This window comes from Pseudomonas sp. AN3A02, from assembly GCF_011765255.1.
Classification (GTDB): domain Bacteria; phylum Pseudomonadota; class Gammaproteobacteria; order Pseudomonadales; family Pseudomonadaceae; genus Aquipseudomonas.
This window is the reverse complement of the sequence record NZ_JAARNI010000009.1, coordinates 150,244-171,611: the sequence shown is the minus strand read 5'-3', so window position 1 is coordinate 171,611 and position 21,368 is coordinate 150,244. Positions and strand designations below refer to the sequence as shown.

Sequence of the window (21,368 nt, the reverse complement as noted above, 5' to 3'; positions counted from 1 at the left end):
GGGTGCCGCTCCGGTCAGAAACGACTCAGCCGATAGGGTTCCAGCGCCGGCAAGCCGTGGCTGAAAGCTCCTGGCGACACCAGTTGGCCAATCAACTCCGCCGTCACCGCCGCCTGCGTCAGCCCCAGATGCTGATGCCCAAACGCAAGCAAGACCTTGCCATCGCACAGCTTGTCGATGATGGGCAGCGAGTCCGGCAGGGAAGGGCGAAACCCCATCCACGGCGTCGCATCTTCAGCACTCAAATCACGACGAAACAGCCCCTGACTCAGCCGGTGCAACTGCCACGCGCGCTCCATGTTCGGCGGGCGATCGAGGCCTGCAAACTCGACGGTACCTGCCAGCCGCAATCCTCCATCCATGGGCGTCATGATGAACTTGCGCTCCAGTGACGTGACGGCGAACGGTAGCCGCCCATGCTCATTGGGCAGCATCAAGTGATAGCCGCGCTCTGTATCCAGCGGGATCTTTTTGCCGGTCAGTTCGGCGGTCAATTTGGCCGAATGCGCACCGCAGGCGATCAACACCTGACGCGCCGCGACCACGCCTTGGTCAGTCCTCAGCGAAACACCATGCTCGCCCAACTGCCCACCCAAAACCGGTTGTTTGAGAAATTGCACACCACAGGCCTTGGCCGCTTCCACCAGTTCGCAAACCACCCGGTAAGGATCGAGAAAATGCCCGGTGCGGGGAAAGAACAACCCGCCCTGAATTCCTTCGCTGAGTTGCGGCGCCACCTCCTGTACCGCACTGGCCTGCCAGTAATCCACCGGCACTGCTTGCTGGCGCATGCGTGCCTGCAAGGCGTCCATGGCCTGACGGGAGTCGGGGCGCTCGAAGATCAGCAATGAGCCGTCTTCGCGCATCAGTTCGGTACGGTCGATACTTTCCAGCAGACGGTGCCAGGCGCCCAGGCTGCTTTCATTCAGCGCGCGGATCCCGGCGACGGTGCGCTGGAATGGCGCCGGGCGCAGGTTCAACAGCAGCCGGGTAAACCATGGCAGGGCGCGCGGCAGGTATTTCCAGTCCAGGCGTAGCGGGCCCATCGGGTCCATGAGCATGGCCGGCAAGCGGCCAAGGATCGACGCATCCGCGATGGGAAACACTTGCTCGGTCGCCAGGTGACCGGCGTTGCCGAACGAAGCCCCGTGGCCGGGTTGCTGTTGGTCGATGACCACCACTCGCCGCCCCTGGCGTGCCAGTTGCAGCGCGCAGGCGACGCCGATGATTCCGGCCCCGACCACGGCGATGTCTGGAATGACGTTATCGGTCATGGCCTAGGCTTCTCTCTGACCGTCGAGCAGGCGCCGCAGCAGCAATGGATTGCCGTGTTGCAGCGCCGTCGGCAGCAAGCTATCCGGGAAGTCCTGGTAGCACACCGGCCGCAGGAATCGCAGGATCGCGGCCGTGCCCACCGAGGTGGTGCGCGAGTCTGACGTTGCCGGGAAAGGCCCGCCATGCACCATCGCATCACATACTTCCACGCCGGTCGGCCAGCCGTTGACGAGCAGGCGACCGGCCTTGCGTTCCAGGGTCGGCAGCAGCGCGCGGGCGGTTTCCAGATCGTCGTCATCCAGATGCAAGGTGGCGGTCAACTGGCCTTCCAGGTGTTCACTGACCTGGCGGACTTCATCGGCATTGGCACATTGCACGATCAAGGAGGCGGCGCCGAATATCTCGGCCTGCAAGCTGTGGTTGGCGAGAAAATCTTGTGCGTGGGTCACGAACAGGTGGGCCTGGCCCTGGTTCGGGCCTTGTGCCGCCAACCCTTTGCCTGCGACATGAGCCTGCTTGGCCAGGGCGCTGACGCCGTCGTCATAAGCCTTGAAGATTCCCGGTGTAAGCATGACCTGGGCAGCGCTGCGCTGAAGCAGATTGGCGGCGTTGTCGATGAAGTGGTCCAGCGCCTGCCCCGCAACGGCAATCACTAGTCCGGGATTGGTGCAGAACTGGCCGGCGCCCTGGGTCAGGGATGCGACAAACCCCTGGGCCAATGCTTCACCGCGCGCGTTCAATGCGGCGGGAAACAGGTAGACCGGATTGATTGAACTCATCTCCGCATACACCGGAATCGGCTCGGGACGTGCCTGGGCTGCCTGGCACAATGCGATGCCGCCGCTGCGCGAACCGGTGAAACCCACGGCCTTGATGCGTGAATCGCACACCAGTGCGATGCCCACTTCGCGGCCCGAGCCGTACAACAGCGAAAACACACCGTCAGGCAGACCACAGTGCTTAACGGCCTTGGCCACCGCGCGACCCACCAGTTCGCCGGTGCCAGGATGCGCACTGTGTGCCTTCACGATCACCGGGCAACCGGCCGCCAGTGCCGAAGCGGTATCACCGCCGGCCACTGAGAATGCCAGCGGAAAATTGCTCGCGCCGAACACCGCCACTGGCCCCAAAGGTACCTGGCGCTGACGCAGATCAGAGCGGGGCAGGGGCTGGCGATCCGGCTGAGCGGAATCAACCCGCACATCCAGCCATTCGCCCGCGCGCACCGTGCGGGCGAAGGTGCGTAATTGGTGACAGGTGCGCCCGCGCTCGCCCTGGATACGTGGGCGGGGCAGGCCGGTCTCGGCCATCGCCCGTTCAATCAGCTCATCGCCCAGGGCTTCGATTTCGTTGGCAATGCTTTCAAGGAATTCCGCGCGAGCCGCCAACGGCGTTTCGCGGTAGCTATCGAAGGCGCTCCATGCCAACGCACAGGCTTGTTCGACATGCTCGGCGGTGCCGCCGGCGTAGGCGGGTTCCAGCGCAATATCGGTGGCCGGATTGATCGCCCGGATTGCCTCGCGGCTGCCTGGAATGGAGTGCTGACCAATCAGCATGGTGCCCGTCAGAGTCATGGCGTAGTCCTGAGAAAGTAAAGAGGGGCAGACAAACAGAATCTCTGTAGGAGCTGTCGAGCCAGAGCGAGGCTGCGATGCAGGCGCTGCGGTCTGGCAGGTACACCGCGTTGATCCCATCGCAGCCTCGCCGGGGCTCGACAGCTCCCACATTTATCTTTGCTGCCTTGAATAGTGTTAGGCGACGTTCTGCTCGGCCGACCAGTTGGCGTACCACTGGCGGAACAGCGCGTACTGGTTCTCGGCATACCGACGTTGGGCATCGCTGAGGGCATCGGTCTCGTTGAAGTGCAGGGTGTATTCCTTGTCGCCGTTGAGCACCATCAGATGTTTATAGAACAGCACCAGGTCGCAGCCTTCGTCGAAGGACGACAACACCGCCAGCGCCGACTCCAACTCCCGTGCCTGGCGGCGCGCGGTGGCGTCACCCTTGGCGGCTTTCTTGCTCAGGGCCACCAGTTGCAAAACTTCCCGTGGCAGCGCGTTGCCGATGCCGGTGATCGCGCCAGTGGCGTTGCAGTTGACGAAACCGTGGACCACCTGGGTGTCCACGCCCACCATCAGGGTCACGTCATCGTCCTTGGACGTGATGTGTTCGGCCGCGTAACGCAGGTCTGCCGCGCCGCCGAATTCCTTGAAGCCGATCAGGTTCGGGTACTCGCGACGCAGCTCAAAGAACAGGTCGGCGCGGGTGGCGAAGCCGTAGTAAGGGCTGTTGTAGATCACCGCCGGCAGGTTCGGCGCCGCCTTGAGGATGGCCGCAAAGTGATCCTTCTGCGCCGTCGCCGAGGCGCCACGGGACAGCACACGCGGGATGACCATCAAGCCATGGGCGCCGACTTTCGCCGCATGCGCCGCGTGGGCCACCGCTTCACGACTGTTGACCGCGCCGGTGCCGACGATGGTCGGTACGCCGGCAGCCACCAGGCGCGCCACGCCTTCCTGGCGCTCGGCTTCCGTGAGCAACGGCCAGTCGCCCATGGAGCCGCAGTACACCACCGCGCTCATGCCGATATCGATCAGTTCGCGGCCCTTGGCGACCAGTGCGTCAAAGTCCGGTTTGCGCTCGGTAGTGCACGGGGTCATCAGGGCGGGGATGCAGCCGGTGAAGATGTTGGTGTTCATGGTTTCAGCTCCAGTTTGATTGTAGGGGCGGGGGCGGTTCAGATGCCCCACGCGAAGGGATCCTGTTCGTCGATCAGCAAGGTGCTGTCGGCGGTCATGTAGGCGCGGCCGGTGATGGAAGGGCGCACACGTTCGCCTTCCCATTCGTAGCTGCCTTCGAATTGGCTGCCGGTGATGCTGGCCTGTACCCACGGCTCACCGGCGGCGAGTTTGCCGTCGGCCGCCAGGCACGCGAGCTTGGCGCTGGTGCCGGTGCCGCAGGGCGAGCGGTCGTAGGCTTTGCCCGGGCACATGACGAAGTTGCGGCTGTCGGCCTGGTCGTCGTCGGCGAACAGTTCGATATGGTCGATCAGCGCGCCTTCTTCACCGTGGATGCCCTGGGCCTCAAGGGCCTTGAGCATCGCCCAGGTGTAATCGGTCAGGGCTTCGACGTTGTCCATTTGCAGCGCTTGCCCGTGCTCGGAAACCAGGAAGAACCAGTTGCCGCCCCAAGCGATATCGCCGTAGACCCGACCATGTCCAGGCACATCCACCGGTACCTGTTGGCGATAGCGGTAGGCAGGCACATTGCGCAACGTCACCGCGCCGTCGGCGTGCAACGCGGCGCTGACCGTGCCCACCGGCGTGTCGATCTTGTGCACGCCCGGCGCGATCCGCCCCAGGTGATGCAACGAGGCAACCAGGCCGATGGTGCCGTGGCCGCACATGCCGAGGTAGCCGGCGTTGTTGAAGAAAATCACGCCGCAGGTGGCATCGGCCGAGACCGGCGCGCAATACAGCGCGCCCACCAGTACATCGTTGCCACGGGGCTCCAGCAGGCACGCCCTGCGCCATTGGTCATGCTGGGTGCGCAGGTTGTCGAGCTTGTCGACCATGCTCTCGCCGGCAAGCTCGGGGAAACCTGTCATCACCAGGCGCGTGGGTTCGCCGCCGGTGTGGGAATCGATGATGTGAACTCGTTTCATAACACTATCCATTCAGGGGTGGGCTGATGTTCAGGAAGCCAACTGCACGCGGCCGATGTCGGGCTCAGGCACTTCACTTTCGTCATCTTCGGTTTCCAGGCGAACCAGATGCGCCGGCACGCCGGTGGCCACGCCCCAGTAATAAATCCCCAGTGCACAAGCGGCGACGACCACGGTGTCGAACGGATGGCTGAGGATGCCCAGGCCACCAAAGCTGCCGAGCTTCGACAGGATGATGGTCACGGCGTAGAAGCCGATCAGCCACGCAGAGGAGCGAACCTGGCGGCCGAGGCTGAGGTGCAGGGTCGGCACAAAACGGCCGCACAGCAGGTACACCACGAACATCAGGATTTGCAGGCCGAGCAGCCACGACACAGTGCTCCAACCAGACCAGTAGACGATCAGCGCGGCGATGATGAACGACAGTGGGCCGAGCACACCCATCCACTTGACCCGGAACGGGCGCGGCAGGTCAGGCGCATTGCGGCGCAGTGCGGCCACGGACACCGGCGCCACGGCGTAGCTCAACACCAGTGCGGCGGACACCACGTTGATCAGCGCTTCCCACGACGGGAAGGGCAGGGTCCAGAACACCGACAGGCCAAAGGTCAGCCACAGCGCCGGGCGCGGGATGCCGGACTTTTCATCGATGCGCGTGAAGATCTTGAAGAAGGTCCCGGTTTGCGCCCAGCCGTAGATCACCCGCGGCGTGGCGTTCATGTAGATGTTGCCGCAACCGCTGGGGGAGATCACCGCGTCGGCCACCACCAGGTAAGCCAGCCAGCCCACACCCAGGGCGAGGGCGATATCGCGGTACGGCAGGGCCAGTTCCTTGGCGACGCCGGCCCAGCCGTTGGCGAGCATTTCGGTGGGAATGCCGCCGAGGAATGCGGTCTGCAACAACACGTAGATTGCGGTAGAGAGCAGCACCGACAGGATCAGCGCAATCGGAATGGTGCGTTGCGGGTTTTTCACTTCGCTGGCCACCGAGATGATCGGTGTCAGGCCCAGGTACGCGAAAATCACCCCGCCGGCGGACACGGCCATTTCAATGCCCGACAGCCCGAACGGCGCGAAGCCCTGGGCGTGGAAATTTTCCGGTTTGAAGAAGGTGAACAGCACGCCGATCACCAGCAATGGCACGATGAACTTGAACACGCTGACCAGGTTATTGGCCATGGCGAAGGTCTTCACGCTGCGGTAGTTGAGGGCGAAAAACAGCGAGAGCAGCGCAAACTGCACGAACCAGCCGAGGACGGTGGGGTTGCTGGAACCCGCCTGCGTCAACTCGGGAAACCAGGCCGCGGCGTATTGGCGCGAGGCGACCACTTCAATCGCCACCAGGCTCGAAAACGCGATCAGCGTGATAAAGCCCATCAGGTAGCCCAGCAGCGGGCCGTGGGAGTAGACCGGATAGCGCACCACGCCGCCGGCGCGGGGCAATGCCGCCCCCAGTTCGCAGTACACAATGCCCAGCAGCAACACGGCGAACCCGCCCAGCAACCAGGAAAAGATCCCCGCCGGCCCGGCGATGGCAGAGACGTGACTGGCGGCGAACAGCCAGCCCGAACCGAAGATCGCTCCCAGTCCGATAAAGGTGAGGTCGATCAATGAAAGCTGTTTCTTGAACTTGCCTTGGGCTGACATGGCGGCGCCTTCTTGTGGGTTATTGGATAGGCATGCAGTGGCCATACAGTGAACCCATCAATGGCGCCGCGATTGATGTTTTGCGCAGGCTGATATGACGAAATCAGCACAGTTTCGAGCGCTCGACATGGCGGCGCCCATGGGGCAATCTGCTCGCCAGGCACCGCCCGCCGGGCGCCTGGCCTGTCCGCTGAAAGCAGGAGAAAGCGTCATGATGCAGAGCGCGTTCGCGACCCTTTGCCAAGGGAGCGAGGCCAACCGCCCGCACACCATCGAAGAATTACTGGCCAGCGTAGGGCTGTTGTTGCCGATGCTGGACGTGATTCCGAATGCCGCGATTTTTATCAAGGACGTGCAGGCGCGCTACGTATTGGCCAACCGCACCTTGGTGCAACGGTGCGGGTTGAAGCACTTGCAACCGCTGCTGGGGAAAACCAGCGCCGAGGTCTTTCCCGCGCAGTTGGGGCCTGGCTATACCGAACAGGATCGACGGGTGCTGGAGCAGGGATTTGTCCTGGAGGACCAGCTGGAATTGCACCTCTACGGCACCCGCGAGCCGGGCTGGTGCCTGACCCACAAATGGCCGCTGTACAGCCGTGACGGTGCGATCATCGGCCTGGCGGGCATCTCGGTCGACCTGCAAACGGCCAGTGAAACTCACCCGGCCTATCAACGGCTGGCGGCGGTGGACGAGCACATCCGGGCGCATTTCAATCGGCGTGTCACCCTGGGTGAATTGACGCGGATTGCCGGGATTTCAGTGGCGCAACTGGAGCGCTACTGCAAGCGCGTGTTCCACCTCACGCCGCGTCAGATGATCCAGAAGGTGCGCCTTGAGCATGCGCACCGACTGCTGCATACCGAGCTGCCGATTACTGACGTGGCGTTGCAGTGTGGGTATACCGACCACAGCGCGTTTACCCGGCAGTTCAAGGCGTCGACCGGGTTTACGCCGCGCCAGTATCGTCAGGCGACCAGTGTGCGGTGATGTCTAATTGATATTGTCTGGGTACAATCGCCCATGGCCAACGTCGGCCGGGCTGTTTTACAGGGAGGTTTTTCTTTGAAAAAGATCTTATTGGCGCTGTGCTGCAGCCTGAGTGCCGGTTGTGTCGGTTTCTATCAACAACCTGCCGCCACTGCGCCCCACGCAACGCTCGAAGCCATCCAGGGACCTAACACCCTGTTGAACGGCGGCGTCCAAATGTACTGGGCCTACTATGATCCGGGTTGCAACGACACGGCAGAAACCGGCGTGCTCGGCACTCGCAAAGGCGAGGTCAGCGAGCGGTTTTTACTGATCCCCGATCGACGGATCTACGTAAATGTCATGAGCAGCGGTGGCGCCAACAAGGAGGGCGCCAACGCTCTTCGCAGTTGCGCAAACCTGGTCAGTTTTATCCCTGCCGTTGGCGCGACTTATCAAGTTATCCAGTCCGTGCCGGTGAGTGGCTGTGTGGCGGATATCACCGACAAAACTACCGGGCGCTCGCCTGATTCGTTCAGAAGAGAAGCGGTCGTGGGTGGGTGTTCGCCTTGACTAGATGAGCTGCGTGCCCGTCTTCAAACGTGGGCGTCTTCAAACTATCAGGAGTTCAGCGAGATGGAATCAGGGATAGAGTTATCTTTCGACATTACCGAGCAAGAGCGCCAGGCCATCCTTCAGCCGCTCCGGGCATACAACATCAGCCAATGCGGCGAGAACCCGTTCGAAACCTTTGGGCTGTTACTGCGTGATCCCGCCAGCCAGGAAGTGGTGGGCGGCCTCTACGGGAAAATTTCCTATGGCTGGATGTTCGTTGAGCTGTTGAGCGTGCCTGAGTCAATGCGCACTCAAGGCATGGGCTCGCGGCTGATGCACGCGGCTGAGGAGCTGGCACGGGAGAAAGGGTGTGCGGGGATCTGGCTGGATACCTTCAGCTTTCAGGCACCCGGGTTCTATCGGAAGCTGGGCTTCAGCGAGTTCGGGCATATTGCCGAGTACCCGCCAGGGCACAAACGCCACTTTTTCGAGAAGCGTCTGGGTTGAGGGCTAGCGTGTCACCGACCGCCAGGTCACCAAGCCGTCCAGCCCCTGATCGGACTTCAAGTACCTGAGCACGTTCTGCGCCTGGGCCTTCTCTTCAAACGGGCCGACAAAGGCGTGAGGCGGCTCATCGAGCACGGTGGGCACATCGAGCGCTCGCAGTTGCGCAACCAGTTCGCCAAACGCTTTGTCGGTATCGGCGGTAAGGCGCACCACCCAGCCGCTGCGATATTTCAGGGCGATAGGTTCCACCTCGGCGCCACAGTGTTTGCATTGCGCGGCGGTTGCTTTGATCGGGCTTTCACACGCGGGGCACGGGCGCAGGTCTTCGTGTACCAGGGCGTCCACACCGGTCTTGGGAACGCGCGGCATCAGCAGGAGGGCGATCAGGGGGATCACCGGCACGAACAGCCCAATCGCAAACCATCTTGGCCCTGACCTGCCGCGCTGACTGGCCAGGTAGGCAGTCACAACGGTGAGTGCCAGCCATAGGGAAAGGTAAATGCTCATGTGCACGTCCTTGTCTTGATTTAGCAGGAGCGATGGCGGCGCTGAGCCTGTTCAGCCCCGCGTCGCCATCGGCAGCGCGAACAACATGGATGCCGCCAGGTGCTTACTGCGCCTTGGCGTTCTTGATGTCCGCAATCACCTGCTTGGCAATCGCCTGGACCTGCTTCTGCGTCATGGCCGACGCCACGCCTTCCCAGGCCGATGACTCGGTTTCATAAGTCCGTGCGCCCAGCGGTGCGCCGGATTTCAAGTCGCAAAAGTCAGCTTTCGAGAACACCCAGGCATTACCCACCAATGCTCCAGCAGCGTAGCGGCTGCCAGCCGTCAGGTAACGAAACTTGCTGACGTTAATGGTGATGCCAACTCCGTCTGCACTGCCGGTGTTGATGGTGGGTGTTTCCTTGAGGCTATAACCGGCCTGTTGCGCCTCGGTTTGCAGGGCCGCGCCCCATTGTTGCTTGAGCAGTGGCCAGTCCTGGTTTTGCTCGACAGTGGTGTTGCCCTTGAAGCTCACGACCAGGTTTTGTTTAGCCGATTCCGGGATGGCCAGGGTGTCTGCACCACCGCTTTTTACCTTGGCTGCGCAGCCACCCAGCATCGAGAGGGCAACAGCGAACGACAGGGCGTAAAGCGCCTTGGAGGTTTTCATTGAATTTCCGTATCCACAACAATTGAGAAAGGGGGAGGCCACCGCATCGGATGGGGCGGCTACGATGCTTGAACCTCCCGCCGTCTGGCAAGCGATGACTGCCAAATGCCCTCTAACGCTTCAAACACCCACAAACTTTATTGGATTGCAGCAACAATTTTTCTTGTTGGACACCTCCCTCCCCAAGCAGCAAAGATGCCGCCACTGACGCTCGACCTTCCAGGTCAACAATAAAAAATCGAGCCGGGCTGCACGCCGTTTTCTTGCAGTGAACCCTTTGTTCACTACCTGCTTTACTGGCGCCGCAGCGCGCACTTAAGGACCTCACCACCATGCAAACTGTTGTGAACCTATGGCCGCTGATTGGCGTACTCGTCATCGTGGTCGGCTTTGTGTTGCGCTTCAATCCGCTGTTGGTCGTCACGGCGGCAGCGATTGCCACCGGGTTTGCCGCCCACTTCCCGCTGGAAAAGATCCTCGCCACCATGGGCGACGGCTTCCTCCAGACTCGCGCCTTGCAATTGATCCTGTTGTTGCCCCTGGCCGTCATCGGCTTGCTCGAGCGCCATGGCTTGCGCCTGCATGCGCAAAACTGGATCGCGCGCTTTGAGCGGGCCACGGTCGGGCGCTTGCTGATCATCTACCTGTTTGTGCGTGAATCCACTGCGGCCATGGGCCTGACGAGCCTGGGCGGGCACCCGCAGATGGTGCGCCCGTTGCTGGCGCCGATGGCGGAAGGCGCGGCGGAAAAGCGCTATGGCAAACTCCCCGACAAGCTTCGCCACAAGGTCCTGGCCATGTGTGCCGCGACCGACAACGTCGGGCTGTTTTTTGGCGAGGATATCTTCGTCGCCTTTGGTGCGATTGCGCTGATGCACACCTTCCTGCTGGGTTCGGGGATTGATGTCGAGCCTCTGCACATTGCGGTCTGGGGCATCCCGACGGCGATCTGCGCCTTCATCATTCACGCCATCCGCTTGCACCGCTTTGACCGAATGCTGACCCGAGAGCTGTCACCGGCCAACAAAGCGGAGGCGGCGCAATGATCATTTCCATTGAATACCTGTACTGGCTGGCCGGCATTCTGCTGGTGATCACCTCCGGGATGATCCTGATGGATCGCACCCACCCCAAGCGCTGGTCGAGTTCGTTGTTCTGGCTGCTGTTTGCCATTCCGTTCCTGGTGGGGGAGCGTCTGCCCTCGGTGGTGGTCGGCGTGGGCGTGGTGGTGATGGCGCTCATTGCGGGCCTGGGCGGCGTAGGCCGCGGCGCGCATGCCCAGTTGCATGACAAGGCCGCACGGGCCAGCGCTGGTCGCCTGGGGCATAAATTGTTTATCCCGGCATTGGCCATTCCGTTGACCACGGTGATCGGCTCGGTATTACTCAAACACACCGAGATCGGCGGCGTGCCGCTGCTGGACCCGAAGAACACCACCTTTGTTTCCCTGGGCATCGGCTGTCTGATTGCACTGGCGCTGGCCTGCTGGCTGACGCGGGACACCCCGGTGCAAGCGCTTCGCGAATCCCGACGCCTCACCGAAGCATTGGGCTGGGCGATGGTGCTGCCGCAGATGCTGGCGATGCTCGGGCTGTTGTTCAACGAAGCGGGCGTGGGCACGGCGGTTGCGCACATCACCACCACCTACATCAACCTGGATTACAAGCTGGTTGCGGTGATGGTGTATGTGCTGGGCATGGCACTGTTTACCGTGATCATGGGCAATGGTTTTGCGGCCTTCCCGGTGATGACTGGCGGCGTCGGCGTACCGGTGCTGGTGGGCATCTACGGCGGCAACCCGGCGGTGATGGCTGCCATCGGCATGTTCTCCGGTTACTGCGGTACGCTGATGACACCGATGGCGGCCAACTTCAATATTGTCCCGGCGGCGTTGTTGGAGCTGCCGGATAAAAACGCGGTCATCAAGGCACAGATGCCGACGGCGTTGATGATGCTGGTGGTGAATATTGTCCTGCTCTACCTGCTGATGTGAGGCTGTAATGCGCACTGTATTGCTGACGGGTTTCGAACCGTTTGACCACGACCTTATCAACCCGTCCTGGGAGGCGGTACGCCTGTTGGAGGGTGTGCAGTTGGGCGCTGATGTGCGGATTGTCACGCGGCAGTTACCCTGCGCCTTTGCCACGGCGGGCGAGCGTCTGGCTCAGCTGTTGGCCGAACATCGCCCGCAGATGGTCATTGCTGTCGGGCTGGGCCCCGGGCGCAGTGATATTTCCATCGAGCGGGTCGCGATCAATCTCAACGACGCGCGGATTCCGGACAACCTGGGCGCGCAGCCTATCGATACGGAGGTGGTGCCCGGCGGCCCTGCGGCCTACTTCGGTACCTTACCGAGCAAGGCCATGGTGAAGGCCGTGCGCGAGGCCGGCATTGGGGCCTGCGTGTCGCAAACCGCCGGTACTTTCGTGTGCAATCAGGTGTTCTATCTCTTGCAGCACGCGCTCGCCGGGTCAGCGGTACGCAGCGGTTTCATCCATGTGCCGTGGCTGCCTGAACAGGTGGCGGGCCGCGTGCCCGAGCCGGCCTCGATGGCATTGCCGATGCAGGTTGAGGGCTTGCGGATTGCGCTGCTGACCGCCTGGAATACCCAGGTGGATATCGCTGAAGCGGGTGGGCAAGTCAGCTGAGGTTTTCGGCTTCGCGTCCCGGGAAAAACAACGCGAAGCACGTCACACCGTCCTCGCTGCTGACGCTGTAGCGCCCGTTGTGCAACTGCATGATGGTCGCGACGATGGACAGCCCCAACCCGTTGGAATGCGCCGATCGCTCCCGGGATTCATCCACCCGATAAAACCTCTCGAACAACCTCGGTAAGTGCTCCGCCGGGATGGTTGCCCCTTGGTTGGTCACTGTCAGGCTGATGCCTTCGGCGCTGGGTGTGGCCTGGATCAGCAGTTCAGAACTTGGCGCACCATATTTGATGGCGTTGGCGCACAGGTTGGCCAGGGCACGGCGCAACAGCATCGGTTCGGCCCAGATCACGCCTTCGCCCTGGGCAAGGATGTGGATGTCGACATCGCCCGCGAGGCCTTCGAAGTAGTCGGCCATGCGCTCCACTTCATCGGCGGCATTCAGTTCCTGGCGTTGGCGCAGGGCGCTGGCGGGGTCGGTACGGGCCAGGAACAGCATGTTGTCGAGCATGCGCGCCAGGCGTTCAAGCTCTTCGACATTGGAGGCCAGCAGTTGCTGATAGGCCTCGACGCTGCGGTGTTGTTGCAACGCCACCTGGGTTTCCCCCAGCAAGTTATTGATGGGCGTGCGCAGTTCGTGGGCCATGTCGGTGGAGACCTGCCCCAGTTGCACAAAACCCTTGGCCAGGCGTTCGAGCATGGTGTTGAACGAGTCAATCATCGGCAGCAGTTCTTTCGGTGCGCCCTGGCTGTCGAGGCGCGCGGCGAGGTTGCCGACACCGATGCCCTGGGCATGCACCGCCAGGCGCCGCAACGGCAGCAAGCCGCGATGCACCATCAGGTAACCGACCACCGCCAGTACCAACGCGGCGATGCTGGCGAGGATATAGACACTCAGCCGGTAGCTGGCGAGCACGGCGGTGCGCTCGGTCATCAGGCGCCCGGTGGTGACTTGCAGGCTGCCCAGGTCGCCGGAATCGATGGTGGCAGCCAGCATGGAGAAGGGCACTCCGTTGACGCCAGGCAAATGCTGCACATCGGAGAAGTCCAGGGCATGGTTCCGGGGCACCGGTGTCACGGCGGGCATATCGATGTTGCCGGGGTTCACCTCCAGCAACGGCTTCTGCCCCGGCGCCGCGATGCTCAGCACCGATTCGCGATTGCCCAGCATGTTCTGGAACAGCTCTGGCTTGGTCTTGATCAGGTCCAGGGTGTTGCTGTCGTTCAGCAGATTGCGCAGTTGGTCGACGCGGTAAATCAACGCGGCGTCATCGCGGCGGATCAGTTCGCGCTCAAGCTCGCGGTACAGCGCCACGCCGAGGGTCGCCAGCAGGGCGAACGCCAGCAAGGCAAAGATCAGCGCCAGGCGCAGTGTCAGGGAGTAATGCCGAGGCTTGCTCATGGCTGCGTATCGAAGCGGTAGCCGATGCCGCGCACGCTGTGGATCAGCTTGAGCTGGAACGGGTCGTCGATTTTCAGGCGCAGGCGGCGCACGGCCACGTCGACCACATTGGTGTCGCTGTCGAAATTCATGTCCCACACCCGCGAGGCGATCAGCGAGCGCGACAGCACCTGGTCCTGGTGGGTGGCAAATAAGTGCAACAAGGCGAACTCCTTGTTGGTCAGGGTGATGCGCACGCCGCCGCGGGTGACGCGGCGCTTGAGCACGTCGATCTGCAGGTCGGCGATCTGCAGTTGTTCTTCTTCACGACTTGGCCCGCGCCGGGTCAGGGTGCGCAGGCGCGCCACCAGTTCGGCGAAGGAAAACGGCTTGATCAGGTAATCGTCGGCGCCCAGTTCCAGGCCCTTGATGCGGTCGGCAATGTCGTCCCGGGCGGTGAGGAACAGCACCGGGGTGTCGGCCTCCTTGCGCAGGCGACGCAACACTTCCCAGCCGTCCATTTTCGGCATCATCACGTCCAGCACGATCACGTCGAACGGGGTTTCCAGGGCCTGGTGCAAACCGTCCACACCGTCGCGGGCGAGGCTCACGGAGTAGCCCAGTTCCTGCAGACCGTTAAGCAGGTAGTTGCCCGCCTTGGGCTCGTCTTCGACTACGAGGATATTCATGGGAGTTGCCCTGATGATGTGCCGGTGTTTCGTGGCGCAAGTGTAGCCCGATCAATTGTCATTGGGGCAGCCGATGCCCTGTACCTGATAGTCCAGCAGGTGTTCGCGGCCCTGGCTGTCGAGGTAGTCGAGGCGGGCGGGGACGATGCCGCACTGGCCGTAGGTGTCGGTGCTCGACAGCACTTTGGCCACGTCCATGTGCATGAAGAAGCCGGGCGTGTCATGGATCACCGAGGTAGCGGCAGTGGTGCCGGCAAAAGCCGAACCGGTGGCGAGGAGGGCAGCAAAGCCGAGGATAAACAGTTTCATGGCGGTATCTCTCTTTAAGGGTTGGCTGCCGGTATCCGGCAGTGAGTTCACAGTAACCAGGCGACACAAACAGCCAACCAACAGGATGATGACAAGGTTGTAATGAAGGGCTTAAGGCTGGCGACCGGAAGCTTCGAGGATCAGGTCGGTGATTTCCTTGGCGTGGGAAACCAGCGACAAGTGGCTCGACGGCACCTCGATGGTGGTGGCGTTCATGCGTTTCGCGAGGAAGCGTTCCAGGTCCGGGTTGATGGTCTGGTCGTTGCTGGACACCGCATACCAGGACGGCTTGGTGTGCCAGGCGGCGTTGACGGTGCGACCGCTGAACAGGGTTTTGGCGATCGGTTGTTGTACGGCGTACAGCTCCATGGCCTTGGCGTGGGGCACGTCGGCGGCGAAGTACTTGAGGAAGGCGTCCTGGTTCAGGGTCAGGTAGCCGTCGTGCTCCACCACACCGGCACGTACGGGTGTGCTCGGGTACTTGGCGGACAGGGCGACGAAGTCTTCGTTGGCGTCCGGAGCGCGGGCGGCGACGTACACCAGAGAGCTGACCCTGGGGTTGACCCCGGCGTCGCTGACCACGGTGCCGGCGTAGGAATGGCCGACCAGCACGGTAGGACCGTCTTGTTGATCGAGTACGCGATTGGTGGCGGCGACGTCATCCGCCACCGAGGTAAGCGGGTTTTGCACGGCGGTCACATGCAAGCCGGCGGCCTGCAGGCGGGTGATCACTTCGGACCAACTGGAACCGTCAGCCCAGGAGCCGTGCACCAGTACCACGTTGTTGGCTTTCACTGGGGCGATCGGGCCGGCCATGGCGGTGCCGGTGCCCAGCATCAACAGGCTTGTGGCGATCAGGCAGAGTTTGCTTACAGGTTTCATCGGGCGGGCTCGCTTCTTTTTCAGTGGGAAGTTGGGTCACCCGCTGTGGGTGACTGACGACTTCACTGTATGAAGTGAGGGTGCTGGCAACACTGACAGCTTGATGACAAGTTTGTAATGCAATGGGCAGCCTGGAGCTGCCCTTGTTGGGCGAAGATTCATCAGACAGTACGGGCTGCCTGCAGGCGTTCAGCGCCACCTTCCGCCAGGCCGCGTTCGTGCAGGCGATCGGCGCCGCCCTCGGCGAGCAGGTGGGATGGCTGGTCCTTGACCGCGGCGGTGTGGGTGTCGGCCGACGCCATGGATGACAGCCCGAGGCCCGCGACGACAGCGAGGCCGAATACCAGGGACGAAGCTTTCGAGAGTTTGAACATGATGAGTCTCCTACGAGTGAGCCAGCCGGATTGGCTGGTGGTCGTAGTTAATCCCCGGGGTGTATCCGCCATGTGTGCCCGGGCGTGGCGAAATGCGGGTTCGCGTATCCAGGCAGGCTTTCCATACAGTCCGATACAAACCACGGGAAGGTTTACAGCGTTTGGGGCGATCCGTAGATTGCATCGGGCAAGTGGTTCGTCAGCACCCAAGTCCGGGTGACGAAAACATGAGGAAGCCGAGCAGTGTCCACCCGTGATTCAGCTGTATTCGCCAACCGTTACCGCGCCTTCCTGTTCGATATGGATGGCACGCTCCTGAACTCCATTGCCGCTGCCGAACGGGTATGGGCGACCTGGGCTGAACGCCACGGGCTGGATGTCGCGGCCTTTCTGAAGACCATTCATGGCGCCCGGGCCATCGATACCATCACCCGCCAGGCATTGCCCGGGGTTGACGCGCAGGCGCAGGCGCAATGGATTACCGAGGCTGAACTCGAGGATGTAGAAGGGGTGGTGGCGATTGCCGGCGCGGTGGAATTTCTCAACGCGCTGCCCGGCGATCAATGGGCGCTGGTCACGTCCGCACCCAAGGCATTGGCTCTGCGCCGTATGCAGGCGGCCGGGATCAACCCGCCGGCGGTGTTGGTCACCGCGGAGGATGTCGCCAGTGGCAAGCCGGATCCGGCCTGTTATGTGCTCGGTGCGCAACGCCTGGGAGTGCCGGTGCAGGACTGCCTGGTGTTTGAAGATGCCAGCGTCGGGATTCGTGCCGGAGAGGCGGCGGGGGCCGATGTGATGGTAGTGACCTCGACGCACCATACGCCTATGGTCACGGAACACCCCTCGATTGCCGGGTACGAGCATTTACAGGTTTTGCGGGACGAAGCCGGGATGTTGCACCTGCAGCGCCTGAGGTAAAAAAGGCCGATCCGGTTAACCGGATCGGCCTTCTTCATAAACGGACGGCTCTACAGACGGTCAGGACGAGGCTTTCCGGCGATCACTGCGATGGGTTCGCCGACACAGCTTTCGATGAATGGCTGCCTGAATGGGCTGGAGACAGAAGACAAACAAGTACGCGCCCAGAAACAGCGTCAGGTCCAGCCAGGTGTAAGCATTCTCGGAGATGCCTTCCATTTCGTACCGCACGGCATACTCCAACCCGAAAAAAACCACGGCGATCAGCCCGGCGATCACCCAGGACTTGGATAAGTAAGGCTGTTTAACAGGACGCCTCATCAACGTGCTCCTCGGCGCGCTGCAGACTGTAGGGGTTTTGTCACGAGTTTCGGCTCTGGAATACTCAACAAGTTCCATTTGTATGCAAGCTGTTTCATGCGTAGAGGGCAGCCAGCGGCTATTACTGTGAAGTGTTCCTGCCGTCCGTCACGCAAAGGGAGTACGCCTTATGTTCGTTCAGTGGTTACTTGCAGCCGTCCATTTACTGGCATTCGCTATGGCGTTGTCGGCCGTGCTCGCCCGGGGCAAGGCGTTGCGCTGCCTGGTGGAGAGTGAACCATCCACCGTGCGCCGCGTATTGATCACGGACAACATCTGGGGAGTTAGCGCCCTGGTGTTGTTGGTAACCGGTGGCCTGCGAGCCTTTGGCGGCTATGAAAAAGGCGGTGATTATTACCTGCACCAGCCGTTGTTTCACGTGAAGATGACGCTGCTGGTATTAATTTTGTTACTGGAGCTCGCGCCGATGATCCGCTTTATCAAATGGCGCATCGCCTTGGCGCGCGGCACGCACCTCGATTTTCACCGGGCAGGTCTTTTTGCGCGCATCAGCCACCTGCAAGCGTTGCTGGTTGTGCTGATGATGATTGCGGCAAGTGGTATGGCACGCGGCGTCAGCTTGGGGTGACGCTGGCCTGGCGTTGGAATAGAGAATAGGACGCGCTGGCCGCGGGAAGCCGCGAGCAGGCTAAAGGAGGTTTTCGCCAGCCGTTACAGTGAACGAAAGGGCTGGCTACTGGAGGCGCTTCAAGGTGTCTGGTTTTTATCCGGAGCCGTCAGGCCCGCCTGGATACGTTGGTAGATCTCCTCGCGATGCACGGCAACGTCCTTTGGAGCATTGATGCCGATTCTTACTTGCTGGCCGCTAACGCCCAGGATGGTGATAGTAATGTCATCACCGATGTTTATGCTTTCACCGACTTTGCGGGTGAGTATCAGCATGGACTTCTCCTTGATTGCTTTGAAGGACACATGTTTCAGACAGGGCAGATGTCGGATGTGTGTAGCTTACTGCGAAGCGCTTCCCTGTGGCTGCCTCTTTTAGGACGCATAGAGGCGGCATTAATTCCCATGGCGCCATCATACAGGTCTGCGATACATGATTCGCATTGTTTAAGCCAACGTTTATGACGGCCAGAATAGACAGTGAATGATAAAGTCGCCTCTTTGATCCTCTAAGGAGCAGGGTAGTGCGTAAAGTAGCGATGGCAATTGCGGTGTTGGCATTGGCCGGTTGCGGTGAAGGTAAAAGTGTCGATGCGCCCAAGGCCAGGCCCTCCGCTGCCGAGGCGCCCGCCCAGGCCCAACCAGCGGTCGGTGCGATCGCCTCTCAAGAGTGGGATGTATGGGTGGGGCCGCCGGATCACAAGCTGCAAGCGATAACTGACCTGACCGCGTGGTTGCTGGAACACGGTTTCAGTTTCTATCTGACGAAGGAAGACGGTAAGGACCAGGTACTGCTGGGGCCGTTCAGCACCAAGGCCGAGGCCGAGGCCAAGCAGGTGCAGTTGACCGAGAAACTGGCCACTGCGAAGAAAAATGACACCGTGTCCGAGGTCATCGAACACAAGGTTGCGCAGTAAAGGACCGGCAAGCGGGAGTCCATGAGGCTCCCGTTTTTACGTTCAGCCGCAGGCTTTCAAGTTCACCGGGCCGACAAATTCATTGCCGCGCCCCATCACGCACGCCACGGTTTGATTGCGCTGGCGCTCCCAGGATTGTACCGGGTAGGTCTTGTTCCAGGCTTCGTACAACTGGCGGTCCTGCTTCGACAAGCGCAGGCCATACTGCTTGCTCATATAAAAGTACGTACGGGCGATCATGCCGCGAATGGACGGGCGGGGCATGACCTTCTTGGCCTTGAAGTCCACCTGGGTCAGGCACGATCCATATTGACCGCTTTGTACCGGCAGCCAGCCAAAACTGAAATTGTTTCGGTCGCCATTGACCTCGCCGATACTCGGCACCAGGTTGTGCAGGTCGGCTTCAGCGCGTTTGTACACCGCATCCTTGCGGGTGCAGTTCTTGCGTCCGCCGTCCTGCCAGCACTGGCGCTGATGACCGATCTGCCAGGCCGGAACAATGTGTTCCCATTCAATACGCGCCGCCCGGTTGGCGTTCTTGCGCGGGACATAGCCGCAGGCTTTCAGGTCAACCCGGTTACCGTTGTATTTGCAGCCGCAATAGAACTCCGTGGATTGCGGTTCATACAGCTTCCAGGCGATTTTCTTGGCTTCGCTGAACGTCTTGGGGGCTTGGGCTTGAGCGGTGACAGCAAAAAATACACACAACAGGCTGATAAAACGGACACTCATTGACTCAATCTTCCTTCGGCACTACCCAGAAAATCTGCACGCCACCGTCATCGCGATAAGCGAGGGTGACGTTGTCGTTTTCTGCGATTTCCTCAAGTAGTCGTGCCCACTCGTCTTCCGGTTCCTCAGGCAAACGGAAGATCAACGCCGCCTTGTTTTTTTGAGCGTTGGTGGAATTGATGATTTTTTGCACACGAACGGCCAGGCGTTGATAGGCGTCAGGCGCTGCTGGTGCTGCGGAAGAGGGCTTTGCCACGGAGTATTCCTTATTAGGCTGTACGTGCATACAGTATTTAACTGTGGGCAATTTCGCAACTGCTTAAAATCCAAGAAGTTCTTCTGACAATGGTTTTGCCGATTTGGTGTAGGAGGGCTTTGTTTTTCAAGGGTTTTTTGCGCGGGGGTAAAGCGGGGTGAATTGCAACCGCTCGCGGTGCGCCACGAGCGGGATGGCCCAACCGTTAATGGTCAGGCCTGTGATCGATCAATATTCCCAGAACATCCGTTGCAGTTCCTTGCTGTCCTGAGTCTTGGTCAGGGCGACCATGGCCAGGATGCGGGCTTTCTGCGGGTTCAGATCATGGGCAACGACCCAGTCGTATTTGTCGTCAGGCTGTTCGGCGTTACGCAGAACGAAACCGCCGGCATTTACGTGGGAAGAGCGAATGATCTGCACGCCTTGCTTGCGCAGTTCCTGCAGGGCCGGTACTACCTTGGAAGACACCGAACCATTGCCGGTGCCGGCGTGGATGATGGCTTTCGCGCCGGCCTGGGCCAGGGCCTTGTAGGCAGTGTCGCTTACGTTGCCGTAGGAGTAGGCGATTTCGACGTCCGGCAGACTTTTGATGGTCTTGATGTCGAATTCCGAGTTCATGGTGTGGCGCTTGGCTGGCAGGCGGAACCAGTAGGATTTGCCTTCAACCACCATGCCCAGCGGGCCCCACGCGCTCTTGAACGCTTCAGTCTTGATGTTGATCATCTTGCTGACGTCGCGACCCGACTGGATCTCGTCGTTCATGGTCACCAGTACGCCTTTGCCGCGGGCGTCTTTGCTGCCGGCGACGGCTACGGCGTTGTACAGGTTGAGCATGCCGTCAGCCGACATGGCGGTACCCGGGCGCATCGAACCGACCACGACGATTGGCTTGTCGGTCTTTTCCACCAGGTTGAGGAAGTAGGCGGTCTCTTCCAGGGTGTCGGTACCGTGGGTGATCACGATGCCATCGACGTCCTTGCTGTCGGCCAGTTCGGCGACGCGGCGACCCAGTTGCAGGAGGTTTTCGTTGGTGATGCTTTCGGAGGCAATTTGCAACACTTGCTCACCGCGAACATTGGCGATCTGACTAAGCTCAGGAACGCCGGCGATCAATTGTTCGATGCCGACTTTGGCGGCCTGGTAGGTCGCACTGTTGGCCGCGCTGGCGCCAGCGCCGGCGATGGTGCCGCCGGTGGCGAGGATCACCACGTTGGACAGTTTTTGCTGGGTTTCAGCTTCTTTTGCCTGAGCGGCAACAGGGAACAGCAGCAGGAGGGCTAACGCGCCCGGAACGAAGGTTTTCAAAGCAGATTTCATTATTCTTCTCTCTAGTTTTTGATGAGTGCTGATGCAGGTTCATCTAGAAACACCCGGGCGGTTCTGAACGCCGCGAGGTGCTGAGTAAGAGCAGGATTTGTACCAGCGGTATTTTGTTATTCAATAGAATTTAACTTATTGATTTATATCTATTTTTATTTGATTTTCAGGCAAGGTTTTTCGT

26 protein-coding genes are annotated in these 21,368 nt (G+C 60.9%); 9 read left to right on the top strand and 17 right to left on the bottom strand.

Annotated elements, in window-relative coordinates; translation table 11 throughout:
* Positions 1-14: 14 nt before the first annotated feature.
* The 5 genes from HBJ59_RS25550 to HBJ59_RS25530 all read right to left on the bottom strand — a co-directional run bounded on the left by HBJ59_RS25550 (position 15) and on the right by HBJ59_RS25530 (position 6,586).
* Complete coding sequence (locus HBJ59_RS25550) at positions 15-1,274, bottom strand: FAD-binding oxidoreductase (RefSeq protein WP_167665166.1); 1,260 nt, start codon at positions 1,272-1,274, stop codon at positions 15-17.
* A gap of 3 nt (positions 1,275-1,277) precedes the next feature.
* The gene (locus HBJ59_RS25545) at positions 1,278-2,849 is read right to left on the bottom strand and encodes an aldehyde dehydrogenase (NADP(+)) (protein WP_167665165.1); all 1,572 of its coding nucleotides are present in this window, start codon (positions 2,847-2,849) and stop codon (positions 1,278-1,280) included.
* A 177-nt stretch (positions 2,850-3,026) separates the two neighbouring features.
* The gene (locus HBJ59_RS25540; protein ID WP_167665164.1) at positions 3,027-3,974 is read right to left on the bottom strand and encodes a dihydrodipicolinate synthase family protein; all 948 of its coding nucleotides are present in this window, start codon (positions 3,972-3,974) and stop codon (positions 3,027-3,029) included.
* Positions 3,975-4,012: 38 nt separating this feature from the next.
* The gene (locus tag HBJ59_RS25535) at positions 4,013-4,939 is read right to left on the bottom strand and encodes a 4-hydroxyproline epimerase (protein WP_167665163.1); all 927 of its coding nucleotides are present in this window, start codon (positions 4,937-4,939) and stop codon (positions 4,013-4,015) included.
* A gap of 30 nt (positions 4,940-4,969) precedes the next feature.
* A complete protein-coding gene (locus HBJ59_RS25530; RefSeq protein ID WP_167665162.1) occupies positions 4,970-6,586 on the bottom strand; it encodes an APC family permease in 1,617 nt (538 codons plus the stop codon).
* A gap of 211 nt (positions 6,587-6,797) precedes the next feature.
* On the opposite strand from HBJ59_RS25530, the gene HBJ59_RS25525 reads away from it, so the two are divergent.
* From HBJ59_RS25525 to HBJ59_RS25515, 3 genes are all read left to right on the top strand, one after another.
* Positions 6,798-7,574, top strand: coding sequence for an AraC family transcriptional regulator (locus tag HBJ59_RS25525; protein ID WP_178124291.1), 777 nt, complete (start codon positions 6,798-6,800; stop codon positions 7,572-7,574).
* 33 nt (positions 7,575-7,607) lie between these two features.
* A complete protein-coding gene (locus HBJ59_RS25520) occupies positions 7,608-8,126 on the top strand; it encodes a hypothetical protein (RefSeq protein ID WP_256670899.1) in 519 nt (172 codons plus the stop codon).
* A gap of 63 nt (positions 8,127-8,189) precedes the next feature.
* Complete coding sequence (locus HBJ59_RS25515; protein ID WP_076014631.1) at positions 8,190-8,615, top strand: GNAT family N-acetyltransferase; 426 nt, start codon at positions 8,190-8,192, stop codon at positions 8,613-8,615.
* Between the two features lie 3 nt (positions 8,616-8,618).
* On the opposite strand, the gene HBJ59_RS25510 is transcribed toward HBJ59_RS25515, so the two are convergent.
* Both HBJ59_RS25510 and HBJ59_RS25505 read right to left on the bottom strand, forming a co-directional pair.
* Complete coding sequence (locus tag HBJ59_RS25510; RefSeq protein ID WP_167665161.1) at positions 8,619-9,122, bottom strand: SPOR domain-containing protein; 504 nt, start codon at positions 9,120-9,122, stop codon at positions 8,619-8,621.
* Positions 9,123-9,225: 103 nt separating this feature from the next.
* The gene (locus HBJ59_RS25505; protein WP_076014629.1) at positions 9,226-9,771 is read right to left on the bottom strand and encodes a DUF4410 domain-containing protein; all 546 of its coding nucleotides are present in this window, start codon (positions 9,769-9,771) and stop codon (positions 9,226-9,228) included.
* A gap of 332 nt (positions 9,772-10,103) precedes the next feature.
* On the opposite strand from HBJ59_RS25505, the gene HBJ59_RS25500 reads away from it, so the two are divergent.
* The 3 genes from HBJ59_RS25500 to pcp are packed head-to-tail and all read left to right on the top strand — an operon-like array spanning position 10,104 to position 12,419.
* The gene (locus tag HBJ59_RS25500; protein WP_076014627.1) at positions 10,104-10,817 is read left to right on the top strand and encodes a DUF969 domain-containing protein; all 714 of its coding nucleotides are present in this window, start codon (positions 10,104-10,106) and stop codon (positions 10,815-10,817) included.
* Complete coding sequence (locus tag HBJ59_RS25495; RefSeq protein WP_063031687.1) at positions 10,814-11,764, top strand: DUF979 domain-containing protein; 951 nt, start codon at positions 10,814-10,816, stop codon at positions 11,762-11,764. The genes HBJ59_RS25500 and HBJ59_RS25495 overlap by 4 nt, the downstream gene beginning before the upstream one ends.
* Before the next feature lie 7 nt (positions 11,765-11,771).
* Entirely contained in the window at positions 11,772-12,419 is a 648-nt protein-coding gene (gene pcp / locus HBJ59_RS25490; RefSeq protein ID WP_167665160.1) for a pyroglutamyl-peptidase I, read from the top strand.
* Here pcp and HBJ59_RS25485 read toward each other — a convergent pair.
* From HBJ59_RS25485 to HBJ59_RS25465, 5 genes are all read right to left on the bottom strand, one after another.
* Positions 12,412-13,824, bottom strand: coding sequence for a heavy metal sensor histidine kinase (locus HBJ59_RS25485; RefSeq protein ID WP_167665159.1), 1,413 nt, complete (start codon positions 13,822-13,824; stop codon positions 12,412-12,414). The two genes, pcp and HBJ59_RS25485, sit on opposite strands and share 8 nt — an antisense overlap.
* Complete coding sequence (locus HBJ59_RS25480) at positions 13,821-14,492, bottom strand: heavy metal response regulator transcription factor (RefSeq protein ID WP_063031680.1); 672 nt, start codon at positions 14,490-14,492, stop codon at positions 13,821-13,823. Before HBJ59_RS25480 ends, HBJ59_RS25485 begins: the two co-directional genes overlap by 4 nt.
* Positions 14,493-14,543: 51 nt before the next feature.
* Positions 14,544-14,801: a DUF2790 domain-containing protein gene (locus HBJ59_RS25475; protein ID WP_167665158.1), complete on the bottom strand. Its 258-nt coding sequence runs from the start codon at positions 14,799-14,801 to the stop codon at positions 14,544-14,546.
* A gap of 111 nt (positions 14,802-14,912) precedes the next feature.
* Positions 14,913-15,683, bottom strand: coding sequence for an alpha/beta fold hydrolase (locus tag HBJ59_RS25470; protein WP_167665157.1), 771 nt, complete (start codon positions 15,681-15,683; stop codon positions 14,913-14,915).
* A 161-nt stretch (positions 15,684-15,844) separates the two neighbouring features.
* Positions 15,845-16,057: a phage infection protein gene (locus HBJ59_RS25465; RefSeq protein WP_167665156.1), complete on the bottom strand. Its 213-nt coding sequence runs from the start codon at positions 16,055-16,057 to the stop codon at positions 15,845-15,847.
* Positions 16,058-16,300: 243 nt separating this feature from the next.
* Here HBJ59_RS25465 and HBJ59_RS25460 point away from each other — a divergent pair, with 243 nt between their 5' ends.
* Positions 16,301-16,975 (top strand): HAD family hydrolase, encoded by a 675-nt coding sequence (locus HBJ59_RS25460; RefSeq protein WP_167665155.1) that lies wholly within the window; start codon positions 16,301-16,303, stop codon positions 16,973-16,975.
* Between the two features lie 60 nt (positions 16,976-17,035).
* Here HBJ59_RS25460 and HBJ59_RS25455 read toward each other — a convergent pair whose 3' ends face one another.
* Positions 17,036-17,296 (bottom strand): hypothetical protein, encoded by a 261-nt coding sequence (locus HBJ59_RS25455; RefSeq protein ID WP_076014619.1) that lies wholly within the window; start codon positions 17,294-17,296, stop codon positions 17,036-17,038.
* A gap of 169 nt (positions 17,297-17,465) precedes the next feature.
* On the opposite strand from HBJ59_RS25455, the gene HBJ59_RS25450 reads away from it, so the two are divergent.
* A complete protein-coding gene (locus tag HBJ59_RS25450) occupies positions 17,466-17,924 on the top strand; it encodes a DUF2214 family protein (protein ID WP_076014618.1) in 459 nt (152 codons plus the stop codon).
* Positions 17,925-18,043: 119 nt separating this feature from the next.
* Here the strand turns inward: HBJ59_RS25450 and csrA are convergent, their stop codons facing one another.
* Complete coding sequence (gene csrA / locus HBJ59_RS25445) at positions 18,044-18,238, bottom strand: carbon storage regulator CsrA (RefSeq protein WP_003192511.1); 195 nt, start codon at positions 18,236-18,238, stop codon at positions 18,044-18,046.
* Positions 18,239-18,501: 263 nt separating this feature from the next.
* Between csrA and HBJ59_RS25440 the strand changes: the two genes are divergently transcribed.
* Positions 18,502-18,879: an SPOR domain-containing protein gene (locus HBJ59_RS25440; RefSeq protein WP_178124290.1), complete on the top strand. Its 378-nt coding sequence runs from the start codon at positions 18,502-18,504 to the stop codon at positions 18,877-18,879.
* 42 nt (positions 18,880-18,921) lie between these two features.
* On the opposite strand, the gene HBJ59_RS25435 is transcribed toward HBJ59_RS25440, so the two are convergent.
* The 3 genes from HBJ59_RS25435 to HBJ59_RS25425 form a co-directional block, all read right to left on the bottom strand.
* Complete coding sequence (locus HBJ59_RS25435; protein ID WP_076014616.1) at positions 18,922-19,611, bottom strand: endonuclease; 690 nt, start codon at positions 19,609-19,611, stop codon at positions 18,922-18,924.
* A gap of 4 nt (positions 19,612-19,615) precedes the next feature.
* A complete protein-coding gene (locus HBJ59_RS25430; RefSeq protein WP_008438695.1) occupies positions 19,616-19,867 on the bottom strand; it encodes a DUF1654 domain-containing protein in 252 nt (83 codons plus the stop codon).
* Between the two features lie 228 nt (positions 19,868-20,095).
* Positions 20,096-21,184: an asparaginase gene (locus tag HBJ59_RS25425; protein WP_076014615.1), complete on the bottom strand. Its 1,089-nt coding sequence runs from the start codon at positions 21,182-21,184 to the stop codon at positions 20,096-20,098.
* Positions 21,185-21,368 lie beyond the last annotated feature (184 nt).

Bases quoted from the DNA above. Each gene is read 5' to 3' on its own strand.
- HBJ59_RS25550 (WP_167665166.1), bottom strand. From the start codon at position 1,274: ATGACCGATAACGTCATTCCAGACATCGCCGTGGTCGGGGCCGGAATC.
- HBJ59_RS25545 (WP_167665165.1), bottom strand. From the start codon at position 2,849: ATGACTCTGACGGGCACCATGCTGATTGGTCAGCACTCCATTCCAGGC.
- HBJ59_RS25540 (WP_167665164.1), bottom strand. From the start codon at position 3,974: ATGAACACCAACATCTTCACCGGCTGCATCCCCGCCCTGATGACCCCG.
- HBJ59_RS25535 (WP_167665163.1), bottom strand. From the start codon at position 4,939: ATGAAACGAGTTCACATCATCGATTCCCACACCGGCGGCGAACCCACG.
- HBJ59_RS25530 (WP_167665162.1), bottom strand. From the start codon at position 6,586: ATGTCAGCCCAAGGCAAGTTCAAGAAACAGCTTTCATTGATCGACCTC.
- HBJ59_RS25525 (WP_178124291.1), top strand. From the start codon at position 6,798: ATGATGCAGAGCGCGTTCGCGACCCTTTGCCAAGGGAGCGAGGCCAAC.
- HBJ59_RS25520 (WP_256670899.1), top strand. From the start codon at position 7,608: ATGGCCAACGTCGGCCGGGCTGTTTTACAGGGAGGTTTTTCTTTGAAA.
- HBJ59_RS25515 (WP_076014631.1), top strand. From the start codon at position 8,190: ATGGAATCAGGGATAGAGTTATCTTTCGACATTACCGAGCAAGAGCGC.
- HBJ59_RS25510 (WP_167665161.1), bottom strand. From the start codon at position 9,122: ATGAGCATTTACCTTTCCCTATGGCTGGCACTCACCGTTGTGACTGCC.
- HBJ59_RS25505 (WP_076014629.1), bottom strand. From the start codon at position 9,771: ATGAAAACCTCCAAGGCGCTTTACGCCCTGTCGTTCGCTGTTGCCCTC.
- HBJ59_RS25500 (WP_076014627.1), top strand. From the start codon at position 10,104: ATGCAAACTGTTGTGAACCTATGGCCGCTGATTGGCGTACTCGTCATC.
- HBJ59_RS25495 (WP_063031687.1), top strand. From the start codon at position 10,814: ATGATCATTTCCATTGAATACCTGTACTGGCTGGCCGGCATTCTGCTG.
- pcp (WP_167665160.1), top strand. From the start codon at position 11,772: ATGCGCACTGTATTGCTGACGGGTTTCGAACCGTTTGACCACGACCTT.
- HBJ59_RS25485 (WP_167665159.1), bottom strand. From the start codon at position 13,824: ATGAGCAAGCCTCGGCATTACTCCCTGACACTGCGCCTGGCGCTGATC.
- HBJ59_RS25480 (WP_063031680.1), bottom strand. From the start codon at position 14,492: ATGAATATCCTCGTAGTCGAAGACGAGCCCAAGGCGGGCAACTACCTG.
- HBJ59_RS25475 (WP_167665158.1), bottom strand. From the start codon at position 14,801: ATGAAACTGTTTATCCTCGGCTTTGCTGCCCTCCTCGCCACCGGTTCG.
- HBJ59_RS25470 (WP_167665157.1), bottom strand. From the start codon at position 15,683: ATGAAACCTGTAAGCAAACTCTGCCTGATCGCCACAAGCCTGTTGATG.
- HBJ59_RS25465 (WP_167665156.1), bottom strand. From the start codon at position 16,057: ATGTTCAAACTCTCGAAAGCTTCGTCCCTGGTATTCGGCCTCGCTGTC.
- HBJ59_RS25455 (WP_076014619.1), bottom strand. From the start codon at position 17,296: ATGAGGCGTCCTGTTAAACAGCCTTACTTATCCAAGTCCTGGGTGATC.
- HBJ59_RS25450 (WP_076014618.1), top strand. From the start codon at position 17,466: ATGTTCGTTCAGTGGTTACTTGCAGCCGTCCATTTACTGGCATTCGCT.
- csrA (WP_003192511.1), bottom strand. From the start codon at position 18,238: ATGCTGATACTCACCCGCAAAGTCGGTGAAAGCATAAACATCGGTGAT.
- HBJ59_RS25440 (WP_178124290.1), top strand. From the start codon at position 18,502: ATGGCAATTGCGGTGTTGGCATTGGCCGGTTGCGGTGAAGGTAAAAGT.
- HBJ59_RS25435 (WP_076014616.1), bottom strand. From the start codon at position 19,611: ATGAGTGTCCGTTTTATCAGCCTGTTGTGTGTATTTTTTGCTGTCACC.
- HBJ59_RS25425 (WP_076014615.1), bottom strand. From the start codon at position 21,184: ATGAAATCTGCTTTGAAAACCTTCGTTCCGGGCGCGTTAGCCCTCCTG.